At 75.3% G+C, this 18,399-nt stretch carries 14 protein-coding genes; 7 read left to right on the forward strand and 7 right to left on the reverse strand.

Features of this window, described 5'->3' with window-relative positions; translation table 11 throughout:
* Nucleotides 1-51: 51 nt before the first annotated feature.
* Complete coding sequence (locus AB0J00_RS08690; RefSeq protein WP_357743091.1) at nt 52-1,533, forward strand: MFS transporter; 1,482 nt, start codon at nt 52-54, stop codon at nt 1,531-1,533.
* Here the strand turns inward: AB0J00_RS08690 and AB0J00_RS08695 are convergent.
* From AB0J00_RS08695 to AB0J00_RS08725, 7 genes are all read right to left on the reverse strand, one after another.
* Complete coding sequence (locus AB0J00_RS08695; protein ID WP_357743094.1) at nt 1,526-3,163, reverse strand: FAD-dependent monooxygenase; 1,638 nt, start codon at nt 3,161-3,163, stop codon at nt 1,526-1,528. The genes AB0J00_RS08690 and AB0J00_RS08695 overlap by 8 nt on opposite strands.
* A complete protein-coding gene (locus AB0J00_RS08700) occupies nt 3,160-4,407 on the reverse strand; it encodes a DUF3500 domain-containing protein (protein ID WP_357743097.1) in 1,248 nt (415 codons plus the stop codon). Before AB0J00_RS08700 ends, AB0J00_RS08695 begins: the two co-directional genes overlap by 4 nt.
* Nucleotides 4,397-5,245 (reverse strand): fumarylacetoacetate hydrolase family protein, encoded by an 849-nt coding sequence (locus tag AB0J00_RS08705; RefSeq protein ID WP_357743100.1) that lies wholly within the window; start codon nt 5,243-5,245, stop codon nt 4,397-4,399. Before AB0J00_RS08705 ends, AB0J00_RS08700 begins: the two co-directional genes overlap by 11 nt.
* Nucleotides 5,242-6,168, reverse strand: coding sequence for an alpha/beta hydrolase (locus tag AB0J00_RS08710; RefSeq protein ID WP_357743103.1), 927 nt, complete (start codon nt 6,166-6,168; stop codon nt 5,242-5,244). The genes AB0J00_RS08705 and AB0J00_RS08710 overlap by 4 nt, the downstream gene beginning before the upstream one ends.
* A gap of 105 nt (nt 6,169-6,273) precedes the next feature.
* Nucleotides 6,274-6,840: a quercetin 2,3-dioxygenase gene (locus tag AB0J00_RS08715; RefSeq protein WP_357743106.1), complete on the reverse strand. Its 567-nt coding sequence runs from the start codon at nt 6,838-6,840 to the stop codon at nt 6,274-6,276.
* Nucleotides 6,841-6,885: 45 nt separating this feature from the next.
* Entirely contained in the window at nt 6,886-8,073 is a 1,188-nt protein-coding gene (locus tag AB0J00_RS08720) for a family 1 glycosylhydrolase (protein ID WP_357743109.1), read from the reverse strand.
* Nucleotides 8,074-8,204: 131 nt separating this feature from the next.
* Nucleotides 8,205-8,996, reverse strand: a complete 792-nt coding sequence (locus AB0J00_RS08725; RefSeq protein ID WP_357743112.1) for an IclR family transcriptional regulator — start codon at nt 8,994-8,996, stop codon at nt 8,205-8,207.
* 176 nt (nt 8,997-9,172) lie between these two features.
* Here AB0J00_RS08725 and AB0J00_RS08730 point away from each other — a divergent pair, with 176 nt between their 5' ends.
* The 6 genes from AB0J00_RS08730 (at nt 9,173) to AB0J00_RS08755 (ending at nt 18,399) form a co-directional block, all read left to right on the forward strand.
* Nucleotides 9,173-10,759, forward strand: coding sequence for an ABC transporter substrate-binding protein (locus tag AB0J00_RS08730; RefSeq protein ID WP_357743114.1), 1,587 nt, complete (start codon nt 9,173-9,175; stop codon nt 10,757-10,759).
* 81 nt (nt 10,760-10,840) lie between these two features.
* The gene (locus AB0J00_RS08735) at nt 10,841-11,782 is read left to right on the forward strand and encodes an ABC transporter permease (RefSeq protein ID WP_357743117.1); all 942 of its coding nucleotides are present in this window, start codon (nt 10,841-10,843) and stop codon (nt 11,780-11,782) included.
* Entirely contained in the window at nt 11,779-13,821 is a 2,043-nt protein-coding gene (locus tag AB0J00_RS08740) for a dipeptide/oligopeptide/nickel ABC transporter permease/ATP-binding protein (protein WP_357743120.1), read from the forward strand. The genes AB0J00_RS08735 and AB0J00_RS08740 overlap by 4 nt, the downstream gene beginning before the upstream one ends.
* Nucleotides 13,818-14,831 (forward strand): oligopeptide/dipeptide ABC transporter ATP-binding protein, encoded by a 1,014-nt coding sequence (locus AB0J00_RS08745; RefSeq protein WP_357743123.1) that lies wholly within the window; start codon nt 13,818-13,820, stop codon nt 14,829-14,831. Before AB0J00_RS08740 ends, AB0J00_RS08745 begins: the two co-directional genes overlap by 4 nt.
* Nucleotides 14,828-17,491 carry a family 78 glycoside hydrolase catalytic domain gene (locus AB0J00_RS08750; protein WP_357743126.1) on the forward strand — a complete coding sequence of 888 codons (2,664 nt, stop codon included), beginning with the start codon at nt 14,828-14,830 and terminating at the stop codon, nt 17,489-17,491. The genes AB0J00_RS08745 and AB0J00_RS08750 overlap by 4 nt, the downstream gene beginning before the upstream one ends.
* On the forward strand, nt 17,488-18,399 hold the full coding sequence (locus AB0J00_RS08755) for an alpha/beta hydrolase (protein ID WP_357743129.1): 912 nt from the start codon (nt 17,488-17,490) through the stop codon (nt 18,397-18,399). Before AB0J00_RS08750 ends, AB0J00_RS08755 begins: the two co-directional genes overlap by 4 nt.

Below are 18,399 nucleotides of genomic sequence, written 5' to 3' on the forward strand. Positions count from 1 at the left end.
GAGCGGAAGTCGAGGAGCCCGGCGGCCGCCCGCAGGCCAGGATGGGCGGTGATGAGCAGCCCCGCCCCCTCGTCCGCCGGGAACCGGACCGCCGCACCCGAGGCCGCCGGCGAGGGCCCCGACCCGCGCCGCTGGCGGGCCCTGTGGGTGACCCTGGTCGTCGGGTTCATGACCCTGCTGGACGTCAGCATCGTCTCGGTGGCGCTGCCCTCGCTGCGGGAGGACCTCGGCGCCTCCCCGGCCACCGTGCAGTGGGTCGTCTCCGGCTACGCGCTCACCTTCGGCATGGCGCTGGTGCCGGCCGGCCGGCTCGGCGACGCCTACGGCCGGCGCCGGATGTTCCTGATCGGGCTCACCGGCTTCGTGCTGTGCAGCGCCGCGTGCGGCGCGGCGCCGAACGCCGAGCTGCTCGTCGTCGCCCGGCTGCTGCAGGGGCTGGCGGCCGGCTGCCTGACCCCCCAGAACTCCGCGCTGATCCAGCAGCTGTTCCGCGGCGGTGAGCGGGGCAAGGCGTTCGGCCTGTTCGGCGCGACGCTGGGCATCTCCACCGCGATCGGGCCGGTGGCCGGCGGCGTGATCCTGGCGCTCGCCGACGGGCCGGACGGCTGGCGGTGGATCTTCTACCTGAACGTGCCGATCGGGGTGGTCGCGGTCGTGCTGGCCCGCCGGCTGCTGCCGCGCAGCACGGCGTCCGGGCGGCACCGCATCGACCTGACCGGCGTCGCGCTGCTCGCCGCCGGGGCGCTGGCGCTGCTGTTCCCGCTGGTGCAGGCCGAGTCGGGTGGCCTGCGGTCGTTCTGGTGGCTGTTCCCGATCGGGGTCGCGCTGGTCGGCGCGTTCGGGTGGTGGGAGCACCGGGTGGTCGCCGCGGGCGGGGAGCCGGTGTTCGACCCGCGGCTGGTCACCCGCACCCCCGGTTACGCGACCGGGGTGGCGCTGGCGACCGTGTACTTCCTCGGCTTCAGCGGCGTCTGGCTGACCTTCGCGCTGTTCTTCCAGACCGGGCTGGGCTACTCGCCGCTGCGGTCGGGGCTGTCGGTGACCCCGTTCGCGATCGGCTCGGCGTCGGCCGCGGTCATCGCCGGCCGGCTGGTCGAGCGGTACGGCCGGCTGCTCACCGTGCTGGGGCTGTGCGCGGTGATCACCGGCCTCACCGCCACCGCGCTGGTGGTCTGGCAGGCGCCGCCGGAGAGCGCCGGCTGGGCGATCGCCCCGACGCTGCTGCTGGCCGGCATCGGCGGCGGGTTCGTCATCTCGCCCAACGTCACGCTGACCCTGCGCGAGGTGCCGGTGCGGATGGCCGGCGCGGCCGGCGGCGGGCTGCAGACCTTCCAGCGCTTCGGCGGCGCGATCGGGACCGCCGCGCTGCCCGGCCTGTTCTACGTCGTGCTCGGCGCGACGGACGACTACCCGGAGGCCGCGGCGGCGTCCCTGGCGGTCGCGATCGGCGGCTCCGCCGTCGCGCTGGTCATCGGCGTGCTCGACTGGCGCCGCGACCGCCGGGAGCGCCGCGCGGCCGCACCGGTCAGCTGACCGCCCCGGCCATCCGGGCGGCGGCCGGCACCCCGGTCGCCCGTGCCAGCAGGGCGCCGGCGTCGGGCAGCGCGTCGCCGCGCCAGGCGACGTGCTGGTCGGGCCGCACCAGCACCAGGTCCGCGCCCATCAGCGCGCGCAGCCCCGGCCGGCCGGTCAGGTCCAGCTGCGCCACCGGGACGCCGCCCGCCGCCAGGGCCGGGTCGACCTCGCCGGGCCCGAGCCGGAGCAGGGTGAACCCGTCGCCGAGGTGGTCGTACAGCGAGCTGCCGTCGGCCAGCCAGGCGTGCGGCAGCCGCGCGCCCGGGTGCGCGGAGGGCCGGTAGGTGGTCAGCGACGGCTCCGGCCGCGGGCGGCCGTCGGGCACGACCACGGGGGAGTCCGGGTAGTCGTAGCCCAGCACCAGGCCCAGCGCGTGGAACTCCGGGTCCTTGACCTGCAGCGCCGGCACCAGCGCCGCGCGCAGCGCCGCGCCCGCCGGGCCGTCGTCGTCCAGCTGGGGCGAGGCGAAGCTGGGCGCGAGGAACGCCTCCTGGCCGCCGGCGGCGGCGATGGTCCGCTCCGCGACCGGGCGCCGCTCCGCCTGGTAGCTGTCCAGCAGCTGCTCCGGTGCCCAGCCCCGCAGCACGGCGGCGAGCTTCCAGCCGATGTTCACCGCGTCGCCGACGCAGGTGTTGAACCCGTGCCCGCCCCACGGCGGGTTGAGGTGCGCCGCGTCGCCGACCAGGAACACCCGCTGCCCGCGGTAGCGGTCGGCCAGCAGCATCCGCGCCGACCACGGGTCGGTGGCCAGCACCTCCACGTCGACCTCGCTGCCGTCGGACCGGGCGCCCACGAGCGTGCGCACCAGCGCGACCGGGTCGGCGTCCTCGGCGGCGACGTCGAGGCCCTGGACGATCGCCCACCAGGTGCCGTCGAGGTCCAGCCGGCCCATCAGCCCGCCGCGCTCGGCGCCGATCGCCCAGTAGTGCACGCCGAGCGCGCACAGCGGCCGCTCCTCCAGCGCGCGCGAGCGGAAGGTGACCGACAGGTTCGGCAGGCTGCCCGACGAGCCCTCGTAGCGGGCGCCGATCGCCCGGCGGGTGACCCCGGCGCTGCCGTCGCAGCCGAGCAGCCACTGGGCGGTGACCTCGTGCGTGGCCCCGTCCGGGCCGGTCAGCGTCGCGCGGACCTCGGCCGGGCCGTCGGTGACGGCGGTGACCTGCCAGCCCTCCATCAGCCGCACCGCGGGCAGCGCCGCGGCGGCGTCCCGGAGCACCTCCTCGACCACCGGCTGCGGCGCCTGCTGACCGGCCTCCGCGTACTCGTCGCGGCGGTCCACGGTCAGCCCGAAGGCCTCCGGGAAGCGGGTGATCTCGTGGCCGAACAGGCCGGTGCAGAAGACGACGTCCTGGGCGTGCCCGACCGGCAGCGGGCTGGCGGCGCGCAGCCGATCGGCGAGGCCCCACCGGCGCAGGTGCTCCATCGTGCGCACGCTGGTGGTCTTGGCCCGCGGCCGGAGCGGGTCCCGGGTGGTGCGCGGCTCGACGACCAGCACCTCGATCCCGCGGCGGCCCAGCTCGATCGCCGCGGCCAGGCCGCTGGGGCCGCCGCCGGCGACGAGCACGGGGGTGGTGCACGGGAGCGTCATGACCGGTTCTCCTGCCACTGCCGGACGAGCGCCCGGCCGTAGTCGTTGCCGTGCGGGGTGCGCAGCACCGTGTGCACGTGGAAGGGCTGGGGGGTGGTGTAGTCGAGGAAGACGCCGCAGTGGTGGTCGAGCTCGGCGATGAGCACCGGCGACTGCAGGCGGTAGTAGAAGACGTCGTCCGGCCCGTGCCCGCCGATCCAGCTGAACCACGTCTCGTCCAGGTGCTCCCGGACCTCGCGGAGCCGGGCGGCGCGCGGCCCGTCGGGGAGCAGCGCGGCGAACCGCTCGGCGATGCCCAGCGCCGCCTGCTGCGCGGCCGCGGGGAGCTCGGCGACCCGCACGCCCTCGACCGGGATGACGCGGTTGTCCTGGAACGCGCCGGCCAGGTGCCGCTCGTCGCCGGGGTGCACCCGGCCCGGGGGCATGGCCGGGTCGACCATGTGCCCGAACACGGTGGCCCGGGCGCGCTGCCCGTCGTCCAGCGCGGCCATGAGCTGCCGGCCGAGCGCGACCCGGTCGGCGAACAGGTCGTGCAGCCCGGCGTGCGGGCCGGCGTCGACCTCGTCGGGCTCGGCGCCGAGGAAGACCGGGGAGAGCACCATCCGGCCCTCGACGACCAGGCAGTTGAGCGCGCAGTGGTGGCCGTAGAGCTGCCAGCCCCACGGCGCCCGCTCGTCCGGCGTGCCGTAGAGGGCGATGTTGTAGCTCCACTCGTTGAGCACGCTCACCAGGTCGACGACCTCGCCGAGGAAGCCGTTGACCAGCATCATCGCGTGCGCCAGCCGGAACCCCTCCGGCGACAGCGACGCCCGCACCAGGTCCAGCGCGCGCTCCCGCACGACCGGCGGCTGCAGGTCCAGCCGCAGGCCGGTGTCGAACTGGAGGAACTCCGGGTTGGCCCAGGTCTGCCACTCGGGCGCGTCGACGGGGAAGGAGATCCGCTGCCGCTGCTCGTCGTCCAGGACGGCGAGCAGCGCGTGCGCCGCCTCGACCATCGCCGCGACGGGTGCCTCCTCGCCGGGCTCGGCCGGGGTCAGCGGGAACAGGCCCTCGCGCAGGACGCCGTCCTCGGTAACGCCGCGGAACCCGGCCAGGTACAGGGGCGTCCAGCCCTCGACCAGCCCGCCGGTGAAGGTGCCCGGCTGCTCGGCGAACTCGCCGTACTCGTAGGGGTCCATGCCCCGGACCTCGGCCAGCCGCGGGTGGTCGTGCGGGAAGAGGTACCGGCGGAACTCACCGGCCATGGCGCGTCCCGTTCCCCACGATGCGGTTGCGCAGGACGCCGAGCCGGTCGACCTCGACCTCGACGACGTCGCCCGGGTGCAGCAGCCACGGGGGCGTGCGGGCGTAGCCGACCCCGGACGGCGTGCCGGTGGCCAGCAGGTCGCCCGGCCGCAGGGTCGCGGTGTGCGAGACCAGCGAGAGGGTGTCGCCGACGGTGTAGACCATCTGGTCGGTGGTGGCGTCCTGCACGGTCTCGCCGTTGACCCGGGTCCGCACCCGCAGCCCGTCGCGCAGGTCGCCGACCTCCGCCGCCGGCACCAGCGGGCCGAGCGGGCCGGACCGGTCGCCGTTCTTGCCGAGGATCCACTGGCTGGTGAGCTTCTGCGCCCGCCGCGAGGTGAGGTCGTTGAACGTGGAGTAGCCGACCACGGCGGCCAGCGCCTCGTCCGGGGACGCGTCGACCAGCGTCGCGCCGACCCAGGCCACCACCTCGCCCTCCCAGTCGAGGCCGTCCTCGGTGGAGGGCACCGGCACCTCGGCGCCGTCGACGGTCAGCGACTGCGTCCAGCGGGCGAACAGCGTCGGGTGCTCCGGCACGCCCTCGCCGGCGTAGGAGCCCTCGGCGACGTGCTTGAGGTAGTTCAGCCCGATGCAGACCACCCGGGCCTCGGGCAGCACCGGCGGCACGAGCTCGACGTCGGCGGCGGCGAGGACCTCGCCGGCGGGCTCCTGGGACAGGTGCCCGGCGGCGTCGGCCCAGAACTCGCGCAGCCCGGCGAGCACGGTCACCTGCGTGCCGTCGTCCGACAGCGCCGCGACCCGCACGTCGTCGCCGGAGCGGATGCCGACGATCCTCATCGCCCGGTCTCCTTCGTCAGGTGCTCGGCCAGCCAGCCGGTGGTCAGGTCCAGCGCGAGGTCCGCGGCGTCGGGGGCGCCCAGCCACATGTGGTCGGCGTCCTCGAGCAGGTGGAGCTCCACGTCGGCGCCGGCCGCGGTCAGCGCGTCGCGCAGCCGCACGCTCTGCACGGCGGGCACGAACCGGTCGGCGGCACCGTGCAGCAGCAGGAACGGCGGGGCGCCGGCGGCGACGTGAGTCAGCGGGCTGGCCTGCGCGGCGACGTCCGGGACGGTGACCGGTGCAGCGCCCAGCAGGTGCGCCTCCCGGGTGGTCGCGTCGTGCGGGTCGGCGCCGGTGTCGGTCGCGACCGCGGCGACGTCGCTGGGCGCGTACCAGGCGGCGACGGCGGCGACCCGGCTCGACGGCCCGGTCACCCCGACCGCGCCCTCCAGCGCCACGTCGTCCGTGGTGAGTCCGAGCAGCTCGGCCAGGTGACCGCCGGCCGACTCGCCCCAGGCGCCGATCCGGTCGGGGTCGACGCCGAGCTCGCCGGCCCGGTCGCGCAGCCAGCGGACGGCGGCCTTCGCGTCGTGCAGCTGCACCGGCCAGACCGCCTCGCCGGTGAGCCGGTAGTCGACGCTGGCCACGGCGATCCCGGCCAGCGCGAGCTGCTCGAACGGCGTGGGCGCCACATCGCGGTAGGCGGGGCCCGCGGTGTGCCGGCTGCCCAGCCGCCAGCCGCCGCCGTGCAGGAACACGACCGCCGGCACCGGGGCACCGGCGTCCGCGGGCAGGTACAGGTCCAGCTCGAGGGGGCGGATCCCGGGCACCGCCGCGTAGGGGACGCCGCGGTGCACCCGGGTGCCGCCGGGGCCGGGCTGCGCCCGGGGCAGCGGCGCCGCGTGGGCGGGCGGGGGCAGGGGGAGGGCAGGGCTGGTCACGGGAGGTGCTCCTCAGGACACGCCTTCGGCGCCGAAAGCGGTACCGGTTTCGGCGCCGAAAGTGGGCAGCGGGGGCTGGGGCAGGGGCGGTTCGGGCAGTGCCGGTCAGGCGCCGGCGCCGGGCTCGGGCCAGCCGTACTCGGGCATGAACCGCATGTTGTGCTGCTGCGCGGCGGCCTGCATGCGCGGGAAGTCCGGGATGAACGGCGGCTGGTCCGGCGTCGCCGCGTCGGTCGGGGTGCCCATGTGCTGGAAGAACCGCTCGAACCCGCCGGTGAGGGTGCCCATCAGCCGGGCGTCCTCGACGATCTGGTAGGCGTGCGCGAAGCCGGCCGGCACGAACCCGAAGTCCCCGGGGGTGAGCAGCTGCGACTGCTTGGCGCCCTCGGCGTCCTCGAAGAACAGCCGGACCTTGCCGTCGAGCACGTAGAACGTCTCGTGGGTGGCGTTGTGCGAGTGGGTGGGGATGACGTCGCCGGCCGGGCAGTCGCTGGTGATGATGCCGAACTGGCCCTCGGTCTCGTCGCCGGAAAGCAGCACGGTGAACACGTCGCCGAAGAGCTTGGCGTGCTCACCCTCGCCGCGGCGCAGCACGAACGGCTGCGGCTTGCCGGGCAGGACGCCCTGCCACTGCGGGCCCGTGGCGGGATCGATCAGGTACTCGAAGCTCATCTGGTGCTCCCGGGTCGTCGTTGACGTGCGAGGAAAGGGGGTGGCTCAGACCAGGCCGTTGGCCTTGGCGACGCCGCCGAGCCAGCCGAGGCTCGGCTTCGGGGTGCGGGCGAAGGTCTGCCGGTCGACGGCGACCAGGCCGAAGGTGGGCCGGTAGCCGAGCATCCACTCGAAGTTGTCCAGCAGGCTCCAGTGCACGTAGCCGCGCACGTCCGCGCCGCCGGCGATCGCCTCGGCGAGGCTGCGCAGCGCGTCGGTGGTGAACGCGATCCGGTCGGCGTCGTCGGCCGTGGCGATGCCGTTCTCGGTCACCAGGAGCGGGGTGCCCGGCAGCTGCTGCGCGGCGTAGGAGATCGCCGCGCCGAGGGCCTGCGGACGGCGTTCCATGCCGTGCGCCAGCGTCTGCTGGTCGGCCGGCGGGGCGATCAGGCCGTCGGGACCGAAGCGCTGGGCGGTGTAGATTTGCAGCCCGATGAAGTCGCCGGTCGCCCCGGCCTGCAGGAACTGGTCCGTCATCGCGGCCCGCGCGGCCTGCAGGGGCTCCTGCCCACCGCCGTCGTCGATGTACTCCAGCCCCACCATGGACAGCCCGGCGGGGGGCGCTCCGGCGCCGCGGAGCACCTCGAGGGTCCGGTCGTGCAGCCCGATCAGCGACTCGGCGACGCCCTGGTCGGGTACGGGGAGGCCCTTGATCTCCTCGCCGCGGCGGGCCATCGCGCCGATCACCGGCTGGACCGCCATGAGGTTCGGCTCGTTCAGCGTGACCACGTACCCGGCATCGGCGAGCGCGGGGGCGACGAACTCGGCGTAGCGGGCGATCCGGTCGCCGGTCCGCTCACCGGTCCAGCCGCCGTCGTGCACCAGCCAGCGCGGCTGCGTCATGTGCACGAGCGTGACGATCGGGGTGAGCCCGCGGTCGCGGCAGCCGTCGACCATCCGCCGGTAGTGGTCCAGCGCGGCGCGCGAGAACTCGCCCTCCTCGGGCTCGATGCGGCTCCACTCGAGGCTGAACCGGTAGCTGGTCAGCCCGGCCCCCGCGACGAGGTCGAGGTCCTCCCCCCACCGGTGCCAGGAGTCGCAGGCGTCCCCGCTGACCTCGACGAACGGGGAGTGCGGGGCGTGCTCGAGCTCCCAGTGGTCGTTGTTGACGTTGCCGCCCTCGACCTGGTGCGCGGCGGTGGCCGCGCCCCAGAGGAAGCCGTCGGGGAAGGAGACGGCGGGGGAGGTGGTCATGCGCAGGTGCTCCTCGGCGACGGCGGCTGGGACGCCCGGCGCGCTGTGGCAGCCGCCACAACCGGACCCCAGGAGCATGCGCGACGAGTCGCGGGGTGATCAGCTCCCTTGCCGGTCAATGGCAGGCGGGCTCAGCCGCCCGCGGGCCGCCGGGCGCCGAGGCTGCGCGAGATGCCGCGGGCGGCGGTGCGCACCGCCGGCCCGATCAGCCGCGGCTCCGCGTTCTCCGCGGGCACGACCACCGACAGCGCCGCCACGACCTGACCCTCCGCGTCGTGCACCGGGGCCGCGACCGAGACGATCGGGCCGGGGGCGCCGCGGCGGAACACGGACAGGCCGGTCTGCCGGATCTCCGCCAGCGTGCGGCGCAGCGCCGCCGCGGACACCGGGACCTTCTCCGGCTCGTGCACCAGCGGCCGGGCGAGCACCTCCTCCTGCACGCGGGACTCCGCGTGCGCCAGCAGCACCAGCCCCACCCCGGTCGAGTGCAGCGGCATCCGGCCGCCGGGCCGGTAGAGGGCGGCCACCGCCCCGTGCGACGACAGCCGCTCGACCAGCAGCGCCTCGTCGCCCTCCCGGACGGCGAGCAGCACGTGGTGGCGGGTGACGTCCTCGAGGTCGCCCATGAACGGCAGGGCGACCTGGCGCAGCCCGTGGCCGCGCGGGGCCAGCGACGCGACCTCCAGCAGTCGCAGGCCGATGGTGAACCGGCCGTCGGCGCTGCGCTCGAGTGCGCCCCACTCCTGCAACCGCAGGGCCAGCCTCAGCGCGGAGCTGGCCGGGATGCCGCTGCGCCGGCTCAGCTCGCTCAGCGTGAGCTGCGGGTGGCCGGCGTCGAATGCGGCCAGCAGCGAGAGCGCCCGATCGACGACCGGATCGCCCTTCGGTGGGCGGTGCCCGCGGGCCCGCGCGGGACTGGTCACCGGGGGCAGCCGGTGAGGTCTGGACCACAGTTGCTTGCCATTGGTCGGCATTGTGCCTGACGCCACACGGACGCCGACCGGATGGTTGCCGCCAACGCCGGAGGACGTCGTCCCGCGGCGGGCCGCACGACGGCCGACACGACCCCCTCGTAACGGAGCGAAGGAGCCTGCTCGGGATGAAGCGATCCACGACCCTCGGCCGGATGGCCGGACCGGCAACCCGCCGACGCGTGCTGGTGCGGGCCGGAGGGGCCGTCGTCGCGGTCGCCACCGTCTCGACGCTGGCCGCCTGCGGCGGCTCGTCCGGCGGCTCGGGCGGCGGCAGCAGCACCGACGACGTCACCATCGGCGTCGACTCCGACGCCGCGGCCAACGGCTACGACCCGCTGCTCTACGGCTCGGCGCAGTTCAGCTTCTTCGCCGGCCTGTACGACGCGCTGTTCGTCAGCGACGCCGACGGCAAGGTCAGCCCGAGCCTGGTGACCTCCGCGGAGAACAGCGCGGACAACACCCAGACGACGCTGAAGCTCAAGGACGGCGTCACCTTCTCCGACGGGTCGACCCTCGACGCGACGCTGGTCAAGCAGAACCTGGACCGCCGCAGCGACGCGACCCTCGCCGCGTACGGCCAGCTCGCCGGTTCGATCAAGGACGTCGCGGCGCCGGACGCGCAGACGGTCGTCATCACCTGGAACACGCCGCAGGCCGACCCGGGCACCGCGCTGGCCGACGAGGCCGGCGTCATCATCGGCAGCAAGGGCGTGTCCGACCCGGCCTCGCTGAAGACGACGCCCGACGGCTCCGGCCCGTACACGCTCGACACCGGGTCGACCACCCGAGGCAGCACCTACACGCTGACGAAGAACGACAAGGCGTGGAACGCCGACGCCTTCGCCTACGACCAGATCACCTTCCGGATCATCACCGACGACCAGGCGCTCGCCAACGCCGTCGTCTCCGGGCAGGTCGACGTCGCCGGCCAGCTCGACCCGACCACGGTGGACACCGTGAAGTCGCGCAAGAGCGTCACCGACGTCGGCGGCACGATCTTCGGGTTCCCGGTGCTGGACAAGACCGGCAAGACCAACCCGGCGTTCGCGAAGCCCGAGGTGCGGCTGGCCCTCAACTACGCCACCGACCGCGACGCGCTCGTCAAGCTGCACCCGGGCGCCAAGGCCACCGCGCAGCTCTTCCCGGCGGCGGCCACCGGCTACGACGCGAGCATCAACGACCGGTACGCCTACGACCCGGCGAAGGCGAAGCAGCTGCTCGCGCAGGCCGGCTACGCCGACGGCTTCACCATCGACCAGACGGTCGTGGGCCAGCCCAGCGACGACCAGATCGCGGTGCAGAAGCAGTGGGCCGAGGTCGGCGTGAAGCTCAACTTCATCAACGCGACCTCCACCGACGCGGTGTTCGCCGCCGCCCAGACCCAGCCGCTGGCGTTCAACCCGACCGGCTTCACCGTGGGCACGAACCCGGCCGGCTTCGTGGCCGGTGTGCTCTACGGCGGGTTCATGAACCTGCAGAAGGCCACCGACCCGGCCATCGAGTCCGCGCTCGGCGGGGCCCTCGGCGGCAGCGGCAGCGCCAAGGACGACGCGCTGGGGAAGCTGAACGCCGCGGTCACCGACGAGGGCTGGTACGTCCCGCTGTACGAGTCGTTCATCAGCTACGGCTACGACGAGAGCAAGGTCGCCGAGCCGGCGATCTCGCCCACCTACGGCTACGTCGTGCTCGCCTCGGTGAAGCCCGCGAGCTGACGGCTCGCTCCTGGCCGGTGGCCGCGGCACCCCGCGGTCACCGGCCCGCCCCGTCCCGGCCCTGCGAGGGAAGAACCCGACATGCCCGCATACATCGCCCGCCGGCTGGCCATGGCGGTCGGCACGGTGCTCGCCGCGGTGGTGATCAGCTTCCTGCTGGTGCACTCCGCGGACGGCAGCCCCGGCGCCGTGGCCCTCGGCCCCAGCGGCACCCCCGAGGCGATCGCCGCCAAGAACCACGAGCTCGGCTGGGACCGGCCGCTGGTCACCCAGTTCGTCGACTACCTGGGTCACCTCGTCCGCGGTGACCTCGGCACCTCGCTGATCGACAACCGGTCGATCGCCACCGACCTGGCCACCCGGCTGCCGGTCACCGGCTTCATCGCGCTGTTCGCCACGCTGCTGTCCGGCGTCGTCGGCGTCGTCGTCGGGGTCACCGCCGCGGTGCGCGGCGGCCGATTCGGCAAGGCCATCACCTCCAGCAGCGGCGTGGCCCTCTCCCTTCCCGCGTTCTGGGTCGGCATCCTGCTGGTCTACGTCATCTCCCTGCAGCTGGGCTGGCTGCCGGCCACCGGCTACGTCAACTTCACCGACGACCCGGTGGGCTGGTTCCAGAGCCTGGTGCTGCCGGTGCTCACCCTGGCCGTCGGCGGCGCGGCGATCGTGGCGCGGACCGCCAACGCCGGCATGCGCGACGCGCTCGGTCAGGAGCACATCCGCACGCTGCGGGCGCTGGGCACCCCGCCGTGGCGGATCCGCTACGTGCACGCGCTGCGCTACGCCAGCGTGCCGGTGGTCTCGGTGCTCGGCATCCAGTTCATCGCGCTGTTCGGCGGCTCGGTGATCATCGAGAACCTCTTCGCGCTGCCGGGCCTCGGCCAGGCCAGCCAGGCCGCCGTCTCCGCGCACGACTTCCCGGCGCTGATCGGCGTGGTCGTGGTCGCGACCGTGGTCGTCGTCGTCACCAACCTGCTGCTGGACCTGCTGGTCGCAGCGCTGGACCCGAAGGTGCGTGCCGCATGAGCGTGCTCCCCCTGCCCGACGCGGACACGATCGCGGCCGAGGCCGCGCCGACCGAGCCCGTCCCGCCGGCGCAGCGCCGGCGCGGCGTGCCCGGGTTCCTCCGCCGGCCCGGCGGCGCCCTCGGCGCGGCGTGGCTGGTCGTCGTGGTCGTCGCGTCGTTCACCGCGCCGCTGTGGCGGCCCTACGCCGTCGACGAGCAGGACCTGGACCACCGGCTCGCGTTGCCCTCGGGTGCGCACCTGCTGGGCACCGACCCCACCGGCCGCGACGTGCTCAGCCGGATCGCCACCGCCGGCGCCGAGCCGCTGCTGTCCGCGGCGCTCACCGTGCTGGTCGCCTTCGCGATCGGCCTGCCGCTCGCGCTGATCGCCGCCGAGCGGGGCAAGCGGGTCGAGCAGGTGATCAGCCGGGTCACCGAGGTGTTCCTCGCGCTGCCCAGCACGATCATCCTGCTGGCGCTGATCGGCGTGATCGGCAGCCGGATGTACATCGTGATGGCCGCCCTGGGCGTGCTGATCTCCGCCGCCGTCTACCGGGTCATGCTCGGGGTCGCCCAGTCGGTGCGCCAGCGGCTGTACGTCGACGCCGCGCGGGTCAACGGCCTCGGCTCGCTGCGGGTCAACGTGGTGCACGTGCTGCCGTCGATGGCGACCGTCATCGCCGTCCAGGCCGCGCAGCTGTTCGGCATCGGCCTGCTGATCAACGCCGGGCTCGCCTTCCTCGGCTTCGGCCCCTCGGAGCCGCAGCCCAGCTGGGGCTTCATGATCCAGGACGCGTCGAAGCACATCTACGACGACCCGTGGCTGCTGGTGCCCACCGGCCTGGTGCTCGCGCTCACCGTCGTCGCGGCCAACGAGCTCGCCGACGCGCTCGCCGGGAAGGCCGCGGGCCGGGACGAGCGCCCCCGCGCCCGCCGCCGCGCCCCGCTGCGCACCGCCGCCGCGGCGGCCGCTCCCGCGGACCCGGCGAACGTGCTGGAGGTCCGCGACCTCAGCGTCTCCGTCGACGGCGGACCCCAGCTGGTCAGCGGCGTCTCGTTCGCGCTGCGGCCGGGGCGGGTGCTCGGCCTGGTCGGGGAGTCCGGCTGCGGGAAGACGATGACCGCCCGGTCGCTGCTGGGCCTGCTGCCCGACGGGGTCTCCGTCTCCGGCGGGGTGATCCTCTGGCAGGGCCGCGACCTGGCCGATCTGCCGGAGAAGGAGCTCAACGCCGTCCGTGGCCGGGAGATCGCGATGATCTCCCAGGAGCCGATGGTCGCGCTGGACCCGATGTTCTCCGTCGAGTACCAGCTCGTGCAGCCGATCCGCCGGTTCCGCGGTGCCGGCCGCGGCGAGGCCCGCCGGATCGCCGCGGAGCTGCTGCGCAACGTGGGCATCGTCGACGCCGAGCGGGTGCTCGCGAGCCACCCGCACCAGCTCTCCGGCGGCATGGCCCAGCGCGTCGCCATCGCGCTGGCACTCACCGGCGAGCCGAAGCTGCTCGTCGCCGACGAGCCGACCACCGCGCTCGACGTCACCGTGCAGGCGGAGATCCTCAGCCTGCTGCGGGCGCTGGTCCGCGACACCGGGCTGTCGGTGGTGGTCGTCAGCCACGACCTCGGCGTGGTCGCCGACATCTGCGACGACGTCGCCGTCATGTACGCCGGCGCGGTCGTGGAGTCCGGCACCGCCGCCGGCGTGCTCGACGAGCCGGCCCACCCGTACGCGATGGCGCTGCTCGCGGCGAACCCGCACGTGCCGGCGGGCGAGCCCGTGCCGGTGCGGTTGGCCTCGATCGCCGGCACCGTGCCACCGCCGGGGTCCTGGCCGACCGGTTGCCGGTTCGCCGGCCGCTGCCAGTTCGCCCAGCAGCAGTGCACCACCCCCTTCCCGGCGCTCCCGGCGCACGGCGACGGCACGGTGCTGTGCATCCGTGCGGCCGAGCTGTCCGGGGCCCGCTGGGGCGCTGTCGCCGTCGGCGCCGAGACGGTGCCGGCCCCCGCGGCGTCCACGCTCACCCCACCCACCCCGCCCCTGCCCACCGCCGGAGCCTCCCGATGACCGCCGCCGCCGTCTCCCCGCCCGCGCAGACCACCACGCCGGCCCTCGAGGTGCGCGACCTCGTCGTCCGCTACGGCTCGGGCCGGAAGGCCCGGAACGCGGCGCCGGCGGTCGACGGCGTCAGCTTCGACATCGCGCCGGGCGAGACGCTCGGCCTGGTCGGGGAGTCCGGCTCGGGCAAGTCGACGATCGGCAAGGCCGTGCTCGGCCTGCAGAAGGTGACCGCCGGCACCGTGCGGCTGCACGGGCAGGACGTCACCGCGATGTCGCTCAAGCAGCGCAGCCGCACGGTCGCCGACCTGCGGGTGGTCTTCCAGGACCCGTACTCCTCGCTCAACCCGGCCCGCACCATCGGCCAGACGCTGGTCGAGCCGCTGCGGCTGCTCGGCGTGCGCGGGCCCGACGCGGCGCAGCGCGCCCGGGCCGCGCTCGCGTCGGTCGGGCTGCCCCCGGACGCTGCCGACCGGTACCCCGCCCAGTTCTCCGGTGGGCAGCGCCAGCGCATCGCGATCGCCCGGGCGCTGGTGTGCGACCCGAAGGTCGTCGTCCTGGACGAGCCGGTGTCCGCGCTGGACCTGTCCACCCAGGCCACGGTGCTCAACCTGCTCGCCGACCTGCGCGACCAGCGCGGGCTGTCGTTCCTGTTCATCGCGCACGACCTCGGGGTGGTGCGGTTCCTGTCCCAGCGGACGGTCGTGCTCTACCGCGGCCAGGTGATGGAGGCCGGCCCCGCGGACGCCGTCGGTGAGCAGCCCCGCCACCCGTACACGGTGGCGCTGACCGCGGCGGCGCCGGTGCCGCGCCCGGCCGAGCAGGCCGCCCGGCGGGCGGCCCGCGAGTCCGCCGGCTTCGGGACGGCGGGCGCGGCGGCGCCGTCGGCGACCGGCTGCCCGTTCGTGCCGCGCTGCCCCCTGGCCACCGACGTGTGCGTGCAGCAGCGCCCGCCGCTGCGGCCCGTCGGCGACTCGCGGGCGGCGTGCCACCACGCCGACCGCGTCCCGTCGTTGTGAGCACGGCACCGACCGGACTGCGGGTCGAGCACCTGGACGAGGCGCTGGGCATCCGGACGACGGCGCCCCGGCTGTCGTGGCGGCTGCCGGCCGGCGCCCGGGAGCAGCAGGAGTACCGGATCACCGCCGACAACGGCTGGGACTCCGCCTGGGTGCACTCCAGCCGCAGCCTGCTGGTGCCCTACGCCGGCCCGCCGCTGACCTCCGGGCAGCGGGTCGCGTGGCAGGTGCAGGTGCGCACCGACCTGGGGGAGAGCCCGCGGTCGGAGCCGGCCTGGTTCGAGACCGGGCTGCTGTGGGCCGAGGACTGGCAGGCCGCCTGGATCGAGCCGGGCACCATGCCCGACGGGCCCGCGGGGCACCGGCCGGCCGCGCTGCTGCGCCTGGAGTTCGAGGTGCCGCGGCCGGTGGTCGCCGCGCGGCTGCACGCCACCGCCCAGGGCCTGTACGAGGCGTTCCTCAACGGGCAGCGGGCCGGGGACGCCGAGCTCACCCCGGGGTACACGCAGTACGACGCCCGGCTGCAGGTGCAGACGGTCGACGTCACCGCGGCGGTGCGCGAGGGGCGCAACGCGCTGGGCGTCGTCCTCGCCGACGGCTGGTTCCGCGGTCAGACCGGCATCACCCGCTCCGCCGACCAGTGGGGCACCCGGCTCGCGCTGCTCGCCCAGCTGCACCTGGTGCACGACGACGGCAGCGTCTCGGTGGTCGGCTCCGGCAGTGACTGGCGCAGCGCGGCCGGGCACGTGGTCGCCGCCGACCTGATCGAGGGCGAGCGGTGGGACCTCGGCCGGCTCCCGCGCGGCTGGGACACCCCCGGCTTCGACGACGACACCGGCTGGGAGGCGGTGGCCGTCGTCCAGCACGGCTACGCCGGACTGGTCGACTCGCCCGCGCCCCCGGTGCGCCGGGTGCAGGAGCTGGTCCCGGCCGCGGTGACCGAGCTGATGCCCGGGCGGCACCTGGTCGACCTCGGGCAGAACGTCAACGGCTGGCTGCGGCTCACCGACCTCGGGCCCGCCGGCACCGAGCTCACCCTCACCCACGGGGAGTGGCTCGGCCCCGACGGCGACCTGACCACCGACCACCTGCGGCCCGCCGTGCCGTTCCTCCCGCACCCGCTGCCCGCCGGCCAGGTCGACGTGGTGGTCTCGGCCGGGGTGCCCGGCGACGTGTTCGAGCCGCGGCGCACCACGCACGGGTTCCGGTACGCCCGCATCGAGGGCCACCCCGGCCCGCTGACCGCCGACGACGTCCGCGGTGTCGTGGTGCACACCGACCTGCGGCGCACCGGCTGGTTCCGCAGCAGCGACCCGCGGGTCGACCGGTTCCACGAGGCGGCGGTGTGGAGCTTCCGCGACAACGCCTGCGACATCCCGACCGACTGCCCGCACCGCGAGCGGCACGGCTGGACCGGGGACTTCGGGCTCTTCGCACCGACGGCCGCGTTCCTCTTCGACGTCGCCGGGTTCGCCACCAAGTGGCTGCGCGACGTCGCCGCCGACCAGTGGCCCGACGGGACGGTGGCCAACATCAGCCCCTGCCCGCGGGCCGAGGGGCGGGAGGGGCCGATCGCCTTCCTCAACGGCTCGGCCGGCTGGGGCGACGCCGCGGTGCTGGTGCCCTGGGAGCTGTACCGCGCCTACGGCGACGAGCAGGTGCTCGCCGAGCTGTGGCCGACGATCACCGCCTGGCTCGACCGCGCCGAGCGCACCGCCCGCGAGCAGCGGCACCCCGACCGGGTGGCCCGCCGCCCACGGCCGGCGCCGCACGAGCGGTTCCTCTGGGACACCGGCTTCCACTGGGGCGAGTGGCTCGAACCCGGCAGCGACCCCGGTCCGCTGGACGCGTTCGCGCGCGCCGACAAGGGCGTCGTCGCCACGGCGTACCTGGCGCACAGCGCCGGGCTCGCCGCGCGCATCGCCGCGGTGCTCGGCCGGGACACCGACGCCGACCGGTACGCGGGGCTCGCCGCCGCGGTGCGCTCGGCCTGGCAGGCCGAGTACCTCACCGAGGACGGCCGGCTGGCGTCGGACACCCAGGCCGACCACGTGCGGGCGCTGGCCTTCGACCTGGTGCCCGCCGAGCTGCGCCCGGGGGTGGCCGAGCGGCTGGTCGAGCTGGTCCGCGCCGCCGGCACCCACCTGGGCACCGGCTTCCTCGCCACGCCGCACCTGCTGCCGGTGCTCGCCGACGCCGGCCACCTGGACGTCGCCTACGAGCTGCTGCTGCAGGACACCGCCCCGGGCTGGCTGGTGATGGTCGACCGCGGCGGCACCACCGTCTGGGAGGACTGGGACGGCGTCGACGCCGACGACGTGCCGCACGACTCGCTCAACCACTACTCCAAGGGCGCGGTCGTCTCCTTCCTGCACCGGTACACCGCCGGGCTGCAACGGCTCGAGCCCGCCTGGCGCCGGTTCCGGGTCGAGCCCCGCCCCGGCGGCGGGCTGACCCGGGCGGAGGCGGCGCACGAGTCGCCCTACGGCCGCATCGAGTCGGCCTGGTCGATCGCGGACGGCGAGCTGCACCTGCGGGTCGTCGTCCCGGCCGGCGCCGAGGCGACCGTCGTCCTGCCCGACGGCACCACCCGCTCCGCCGGACCCGGCGAGCACGCGTTCACCACCACCGTCCGCACCCTCGAGAAGAGCCTCCGATGACCGCCGAGACCGTGGAGTGGGCCGGCCCCGCCCGCTTCCTCCCGCCGCACGAGCCGACCCGGCGCCCGGACGGGGCGCGGCACTTCGCCGGCCTCACCTACGCGGTCGCGTTCGGCTACCGACCGCTGCAGCTGGACGTGTGGGTGCCCGGCACGGCCGCGCCGGCGCCGCTGGTGGTCTACGTGCACGGCGGGGCGTTCATGATGGGCGACCGCCGGTACCTGCCGGAGACGCTGCGGCCGGGCCAGGTCTTCGAGGCGCTGCTGGCCGCCGGGCTGGCGGTGGCCTCCATCGACTACCGGCACGCGCTCGAGGCGCCGTTCCCTGCGCAGCTGCACGACGCGAAGGCCGCCGTCCGGTACCTGCGGGCGCACGCCGGTGAGCTCGGCGTCGACACCACCCGGGTCGGCGCGTGGGGCGAGTCGGCCGGCGGACACGTCGCCGCGCTGCTCGGCCTCACCGGCCACCGCGCCGACCTGGAGGGGACGCACGGCGTCGCGGGCCCGTCCAGCGCGGTCGACGTCGTCGTCGACTGGTACGGCCTCGCCGACCTGGAGACCATGCCGCGGCAGGCGCCGCCGCCGGAGATCGCCGCGCTGCTGCCGGCGGAGATGCGCACCCCGCCGGAGGACCACCTGCTGCGCGGGCTCACCGGCGACACCCTGGCCGACGCCAGCCCGGTGAACCACGTGACGGCCGGCGCCCCGCCGTTCCTGCTCCTGCACGGCACCGGCGACTGGCTGGTGCCCTGCGCGCAGAGCGAGCAGCTGCACGCTGCGCTGGCGGCCGCCGGCGCCCCGGTGACCTTCGAGCCGGTCGAGGGCGCGGGCCACATCTGGCTCGGCCACGACGACGTCGACGCGATCGTCGACCGGTCGGTGCAGTACCTCGTGGACCACCTGCGGTGA

This window comes from Modestobacter sp. NPDC049651, from assembly GCF_040659695.1.
Classification (GTDB): Bacteria; Actinomycetota; Actinomycetes; order Mycobacteriales; family Geodermatophilaceae; genus Modestobacter.